The sequence below is a fragment of the Burkholderia sp. MSMB1459WGS genome, from assembly GCF_001534535.1.
Lineage (GTDB): Bacteria > Pseudomonadota > Gammaproteobacteria > Burkholderiales > Burkholderiaceae > Burkholderia.
This window is the reverse complement of the sequence record NZ_LPMU01000060.1, coordinates 82,451-88,450: the sequence shown is the minus strand read 5'-3', so window position 1 is coordinate 88,450 and position 6,000 is coordinate 82,451. Positions and strand designations below refer to the sequence as shown.

The window sequence follows — 6,000 nt, the reverse complement described above, 5'->3', positions numbered from 1 at the left end:
ACTCTTCAGTTCAAACCTGTTACTGTTTTCGGTTCTTTCGAACCGGTCGCTCACTCAAAGCTGACAGGAATATGAATTGCTTCATAAACCTGACTTACTTTAGTGTGAGACTCTTGATACTTTTGCTATCTGATCCGAGGATCAGCTCGCTTCCATCAAGCGCCCACACTTATCGGCTGTTAATTTTTAAAGAGCATTCTGCGAGGGATCCTGAACCCCTCAGCAGCGCTGCGTTTTCAGCAGCAGAGAAGCGAGATTATTAACCGTTTTTTGAAACTCGTCAACAACTTTTTTAACTACTTCGTTGCGACGACTGCGGTTTAATTTCGTATGCGCTGGAGTCGCTACAACCGACTTCAACAGCACCGCTTCCCTTCTTCCCCCGCGCCGCGTTTCCGTTAGCGCGAAAGAGGCGAGATTCTAAGCACCTGCCTCCGTCTCCGCAACCCCCTTCGTGAAATATTTTTGACATGCGGTGCCCGCGGCCGTCGAGCCTCTCGATTGGTCATATATATAAGCGAGCGCGGCAGCAGCAGCCGCGCTCGCCCGCGAACCGCCCCGCCGCATCGAACGCAACCTGCGTCGCTCACCGTCCCACCATCGCCCTCACCACGCCGTCGCGCCGAATCAGCCCGTGATACAGCGCAGCCGCGAAGTGCGCGAGGAACGTCAAGAAGAACAGATAGGCCAGCACGCGATGCGCAACCCGAAGCCACGCGAACGTCACCGGATCGGCCGACACCAGCGCCGGCAATTGCACGCCGCCGCCCAGCGTCACCGGATATCCGCCCGCCGACAGCATCGCCCAGCCGATCAGCGGCATCGCGACCATCAGCGCATACAGCACGAGATGCGACCCGTGCGCGGCCACCTTCTGCCACCCCGGCAGATCCTCGGGCAACGCGGGCGGCTTCGACAGAATCCGCACGACGATCCGCACACACACCAGCACCAGCACCGCCACACCCAGCGGCTTGTGAATCGCCACCAGGACCTCGTGCCGCGCGGAAACCGACGCCACCATTCCCACCCCGATGAACAGCATCGCGAGGATCATCGCGGCCATCACCCAATGCAGCACCCGCGCCGGCCAGCTAAACGTCGTCGAAGCCTTCATCATCGTCCCTCCCCACTCAATCGCGCCACGCCCGCCACGCCGGCCTCTTCACTCGTGCGACGCAGATACGAATCCGCATACGCGGCCGAGCGCGCCGCCAGCAACGGATCGCCCGACACCTGGATCCCCTGCGGCAGCACCGTCGGGTCGTAATTCACGTCGCGGCACGGGCCGCTGTCCTGCGCCTCCACGCGATCGAGCACGAGCGTGCCGGCGTCGATCGTCGTGCGCTGCGCGGGCCAGATCTTCGTCGCGTCGTCCACCGGGTCGCCGGGCTCGGCCAGCGTGACCAGCAGCTTCCACTTCTGCGCACCGGCCGCGATGCGCTGCGTCACGTCCTGTTGCAGTACGTTCGGATCGGCGGCCGTCGCGACGTCGCCGGCGCCCGCCGTCTGCTCCGGCACGACGCGCCACCGCACCGCCTGGCGCTTGCCGGCCGCGTCGACGAAGTAGAACGCGTTCAACCCGTAATAGCTTTCGGTGACGTAGCTTGCGCTCGGCTTCGCACCCTTCACCCATTGCAGGAAGGCGCCCGCCTCCGGATGCGCGCCGAAAAACGCCTTCACCTTCGCCGGGTCCGGTTTGCCTGTCTTCGGATCGGGCCGCGTCGCGAGCGTCTGCTCGTAGAACGCCTGCGGCGTCGCCACCGGAAACACCGGCATCGCGTTCATCCCGGTCCGCCATTGCTCGCCGTCCGGTGCGGTGAGCTTCAGCGCGAGGCTGCGGATCGGCACGCTGCTGTCGGGCGCGTACGGGTTGCCGCCCGGCAACGCGAAGCGCCCGATCACCGGCGTGCGCACCGCCTTGAAGAACGGCGCGACCGAATACGCGCTCGCGGCGCCGTTGCCTTCGAAGTAGCCGGTCACGCACACGCCCTTCGCGTGATTGCGCCGAAAGCCCGGGTGGACGCCGCTGTTGGTCTGCAGCGCATCGACGAGCCGGTGCGGGGTCAGGCGCGCCGGCGCGAGCCACCCGCCGGCATACCCGAACGCCGCGGCCACGCCGGCCACCGCGCCGCCGATCACGGCCCAGCGCCACCACCCGCGCCCGGGCTCGCGCTGCGGCGAAGAAGACGAAGATTGCTTCATGAATGCACTCCCGATCGTCAGATCATTGTCGAACGCGCGTAGGACGCCGCCCGCGCCGCTTTATTCCACGAAAAGTTTTTTCGTATGCTGGAGGGAATAATCGGTGCCGACCGGCGTCCTACGCGGCACTACGACCCTTTCGGCAACCGGCCCGGCCATGCCCTCCACCGCCCTCGACGACGACGCGTTGCGCGAACTCATCCCCCGGCTGCGGCGCTTCGCGCTCTGGCTGGCGCGCGACGTCCATGCGGCCGACGATCTCGTCCAGTCGACGCTCGAGCGCGCGCTGTCGCGCTGGACGAGCCGTCGTGACGACGCGTCGCTGCGCAGTTGGCTCTTCACGATCCTGTACCGGCAGTTTCTCGACGGCAAACGCAGCGCGAAGCGCTACGCGTGGCTGCTTGGCCGCATCCACGACGACGAAGCGCACTGGCCGTCCGCCGAACGCGAATTCGCGGCGCGCGCGACACTCGAGGCGTTTGGCCGGCTCACCGACGAACAGCGCAGCCTGCTGCTGCTCGTCGCGGTCGAAGGCTTCACCTATCAGGAAGTCGCCGACCTGCTCGACGTGCCGATCGGCACCGTGATGTCGCGGCTCTCGCGCGCGCGCCAGGCGCTGCGCCAGCTCAGCGACGGCGAACTGCCTGCTCCCTCCTTGCGGTTGATGAAGAAATGAACACGCCTCCGAACGAACATGACCTTCAGGCCTATGTCGACGGCCAGCTCGACGACGATGCGCGCGCCGCGGTCGAACGCTATCTCGCGCTACATCCGGAGCGCGCGGAACAAGTGAAGCAATGGCAGCAAGACGCGCAGCGGTTGCGGGCCGCGCTGGAGAGCGTGCGGATGCCGGCGGACAATCCCGCGCTCGATCCGGCGGCGATTCGCGGCCGGCGGGCGGAGCGCACGCGGGTGCGGTTCGCGATGGCGGCTTCGTTCGTGTTCTGCGTCGGGCTCGGGACGTTCGGCGGATGGCAGGCGCGCGGCTGGAACGCGCCGCCGCCCATCGCGCCGATGAGCGATGCGGTCAAGGCTTACCGGATGATGGTGGTCGATCAGGCGGCGAAGGTCGATTACCGGCCGACCGGTGCGGGCGATTTGCAGGAGTGGCTCACCAAGCGCGTCGGTGCGTCGGCGAAGCTGCCGGATTTGAGCGCGGCGGGGTTCACGCCGGTCGGCGGACGGCTGTTCACGACGGACAGCGGGGCCACGGCCGCGATGGTGCTCTATCAGGATGATGCGGGGCAAACGCTGAGCTTCTATCTCCGGCCGGCGGAATCGGAACATCGGCTGCTGCCGGCCGGGCAACGCGTGGATGGCGCGCTGCTGGCGCGGTATGGATCGGTGAACGGCCTCAACTATGCGGTGGTCGGGCCGGCCGGGAGTCTTGGGGAGAAAGCAGTCGTGCAGGCGCTCGATCAGCAGACTTGAAGTGATACGATGCGCGCCCGGATGGCGGTCGGTGGTGGCTGCCGGCGCCTTTTTCGGCGCGGCTCGGCCCGCTTGAACGGGCGCACGCTCACCGCTCGAATGCACAGCGTTTCGACTGACTTTCCTCGGCTGTTATTCACATCGAAACCGTGCCGGCGCCCTCGCCTTTAGAATCACAGGGTTTAGAGTCGCCGCGGAACAGGATATCCACATCGATCATGACGGTGCCGCATGCCGACTTCGATGGGTTCACTCACCTTTGGCATGCACAGCGTTTCGGGTTGTTTTGGGCGCCGATATCCACAACCCGGGTGATTGACCAAGCGTCTTCGCCAGATTCGACTGCGCTCACCCGTTGAATGCACAGGGTTTCGAGTGGCTTCGAGCCAACGATATCCACAAGACATTCGACTTCCGGAAGTCGCACGCGATTTGTTCGCCACCCTCTTTCATTGTCGGCAAAGCCTTGTCGGGCAAGACATTCAGGTCAACGAGCCCATCGAAACCGGAATGCTCACCTGTCGGGTGCACAGGGTTTCAACTGGATCGTGCGCCGGTTATCCACACACTGCCGCTCGCGCTTCGGGTCACTTCGTTCCGACTATCCCGAGAACCGCGCCGGTTTCCGGCGCGATGAGGTACCGGATCGGCTCCGGATCGTCATCGAGCCACGTATTCGCCGCATGTCCATACGCGTTCGCAAATCGCGCGAACCCCTCGCGCTTGCGCGTCCAGTGCGACAAGCTCGTCACACGTTGAAGCAGCCAGAAAATCTTGCGCCGAGTGGCGTCGTCCGTCATGTCGTGCTGTTCGATCGTGTCCGTCACGATGGCTCCGCTACGCTCATGTCGGCGTGTCGTCGTTGCACAGGCCGCTACGTTCCAACACCTCCCGCAGGCATACCGGGCACACGAGCTCACCGGCGTCCCACAGCTGTACGAACATGGCCCGATCGTCGATGCGGAACGTCGAATCGACGATGTCGATATCCGGCCCGAGCACCTTGCGCAGGAACGTTTCATCGAACCAATGCGTGGTGCCATGCTTCACGCTGGCATCGGTTACCCGCACGACGGGACAATCGCGGATCACGTCGATCGACAAGATCGCGGCCTCGATATCCGGTGACGTCCGCGTCGGCCGGATCAAGCCGTGCAACTCGCAGCGCGCGACGCCGCGCGGCCAATTCGCATTCGCCGCGACGACGGACGTGTCGAACGCCTGTTCCTTCGTCGTCGGTTTATAGGGCACCTCGCCGGAGCGCACGAGCAGTTCGTCCAGGCATGCCGAACACAGATGCGCACGCAAACGCTCCAGCGCCGCAATCTTCGGAAACGCCTTCACGTGCGCAACGTTGTCGACGAAAGTTGCATCGACCTCGTGTTCTTCGAGTTCGGCACGCAGCATCCACATTTCGCGGCTGTACTTCGGCCGGTCGAGCGAAACCTTCACGAGTTCGCCGGGCGAAAACTGTCCGCGCTGCCGAATGCACACGGCAACGCCCGCCGATGTCGCGATCCCGTTATCGCGTCCGTGCCGACGGCACATGATCGGTCCCATTACCGGCTCCGGTGGCGGGCAGTACTGGTATCGCCGCGGTCTTGCTTCGATTTCATCTTATCGCTCGTCGTCATCGATGCGTCGTCCGTCGCGACGAGAAATACTCGGTGATCGTCGCGATCACGACCTGGTGCGTGGTGGTATCGACCGCTTAGCCCGGTGTCGTCTGCCGTGATCACCCTGCCTCCTTCCCGAGCCATCCGACGATGGCCGCGATATCTGCGTCGGAAAGCTGCCCGACACGCTCGACGGAAACACCGTAGTCGAGATCGAACTTCACGTTGAATCGCTCGCCCTTGTAGCGGCAACACAGGACTTCGGCTTCCGGTATCGACACGCGTTGCTCGAACATGATGTCGCCCGGATGTCGCTGCATCCGGTGTACGACTGCGTCGATATCGAGCGCGTGGAGGCGGGTCATCGAAGAATCGGTCACGTGCCGTGAGCTTGTCCGTCGGGCTTTGCATCCTGGATGCCGGCGATTCTACAGACATGAAGGCTTACGCATCGATCGATGCGCTTCACAGCGTTCCGCTTCGTTCATCCAGCCGCTGCACTCAGTGCATATCCCGAGCGGATCACAGTCGACGGACTGTGCTTATCCAAAGGTGTTAACAGCATTCGTATATATACGTAGTGGTAGTTAACAAACCCTGTGCGTCACAGTGGATAACCTCCGTAACGCACTGAATTCTCGGCGCGAAACGAAATGCATAACCCTGGGTGCGCGACGTGAACAGCGCCCGGCAGCACAGAACAACTTTTCGTCGATTCACAACCGCGCCGACATATCCTCAATCGTTC

7 protein-coding genes are annotated in these 6,000 nt (G+C 63.5%); 2 read left to right on the top strand and 5 right to left on the bottom strand.

The genetic code is table 11. The annotated features are described in order from the left end of the window. Window positions 1-586: 586 nt before the first annotated feature. Together WT97_RS22785 and WT97_RS22780 are read right to left on the bottom strand one after the other, a co-directional pair. Window positions 587-1,120 (bottom strand): cytochrome b, encoded by a 534-nt coding sequence (locus WT97_RS22785; RefSeq protein ID WP_060032173.1) that lies wholly within the window; start codon window positions 1,118-1,120, stop codon window positions 587-589. Beyond that, entirely contained in the window at window positions 1,117-2,205 is a 1,089-nt protein-coding gene (locus WT97_RS22780) for a catalase family peroxidase (protein WP_060354478.1), read from the bottom strand. The genes WT97_RS22785 and WT97_RS22780 overlap by 4 nt, the downstream gene beginning before the upstream one ends. Window positions 2,206-2,362: 157 nt before the next feature. On the opposite strand from WT97_RS22780, the gene WT97_RS22775 reads away from it, so the two are divergent. After that, window positions 2,363-2,881, top strand: coding sequence for a sigma-70 family RNA polymerase sigma factor (locus WT97_RS22775; RefSeq protein ID WP_060354477.1), 519 nt, complete (start codon window positions 2,363-2,365; stop codon window positions 2,879-2,881). After that, window positions 2,878-3,636, top strand: coding sequence for an anti-sigma factor (locus tag WT97_RS22770; protein WP_060354476.1), 759 nt, complete (start codon window positions 2,878-2,880; stop codon window positions 3,634-3,636). Before WT97_RS22775 ends, WT97_RS22770 begins: the two co-directional genes overlap by 4 nt. Before the next feature lie 587 nt (window positions 3,637-4,223). On the opposite strand, the gene WT97_RS22765 is transcribed toward WT97_RS22770, so the two are convergent. The 3 genes from WT97_RS22765 to WT97_RS22755 all read right to left on the bottom strand — a co-directional run bounded on the left by WT97_RS22765 (window position 4,224) and on the right by WT97_RS22755 (window position 5,617). After that, complete coding sequence (locus WT97_RS22765) at window positions 4,224-4,436, bottom strand: hypothetical protein (protein ID WP_156440313.1); 213 nt, start codon at window positions 4,434-4,436, stop codon at window positions 4,224-4,226. Between the two features lie 43 nt (window positions 4,437-4,479). After that, window positions 4,480-5,043 (bottom strand): hypothetical protein, encoded by a 564-nt coding sequence (locus tag WT97_RS22760; RefSeq protein WP_156440312.1) that lies wholly within the window; start codon window positions 5,041-5,043, stop codon window positions 4,480-4,482. Between the two features lie 328 nt (window positions 5,044-5,371). Beyond that, the gene (locus tag WT97_RS22755) at window positions 5,372-5,617 is read right to left on the bottom strand and encodes a hypothetical protein (protein WP_257128551.1); all 246 of its coding nucleotides are present in this window, start codon (window positions 5,615-5,617) and stop codon (window positions 5,372-5,374) included. Window positions 5,618-6,000: the final 383 nt, after the last annotated feature.

Excerpts from the sequence above, each read along its gene's own strand:
- WT97_RS22785 (WP_060032173.1), bottom strand. The coding sequence starts at position 1,120 with ATGATGAAGGCTTCGACGACGTTTAGCTGGCCGGCGCGGGTGCTGCAT.
- WT97_RS22780 (WP_060354478.1), bottom strand. The coding sequence starts at position 2,205 with ATGAAGCAATCTTCGTCTTCTTCGCCGCAGCGCGAGCCCGGGCGCGGG.
- WT97_RS22775 (WP_060354477.1), top strand. The coding sequence starts at position 2,363 with ATGCCCTCCACCGCCCTCGACGACGACGCGTTGCGCGAACTCATCCCC.
- WT97_RS22770 (WP_060354476.1), top strand. The coding sequence starts at position 2,878 with ATGAACACGCCTCCGAACGAACATGACCTTCAGGCCTATGTCGACGGC.
- WT97_RS22765 (WP_156440313.1), bottom strand. The coding sequence starts at position 4,436 with ATGACGGACGACGCCACTCGGCGCAAGATTTTCTGGCTGCTTCAACGT.
- WT97_RS22760 (WP_156440312.1), bottom strand. The coding sequence starts at position 5,043 with ATGCTGCGTGCCGAACTCGAAGAACACGAGGTCGATGCAACTTTCGTC.
- WT97_RS22755 (WP_257128551.1), bottom strand. The coding sequence starts at position 5,617 with ATGACCCGCCTCCACGCGCTCGATATCGACGCAGTCGTACACCGGATG.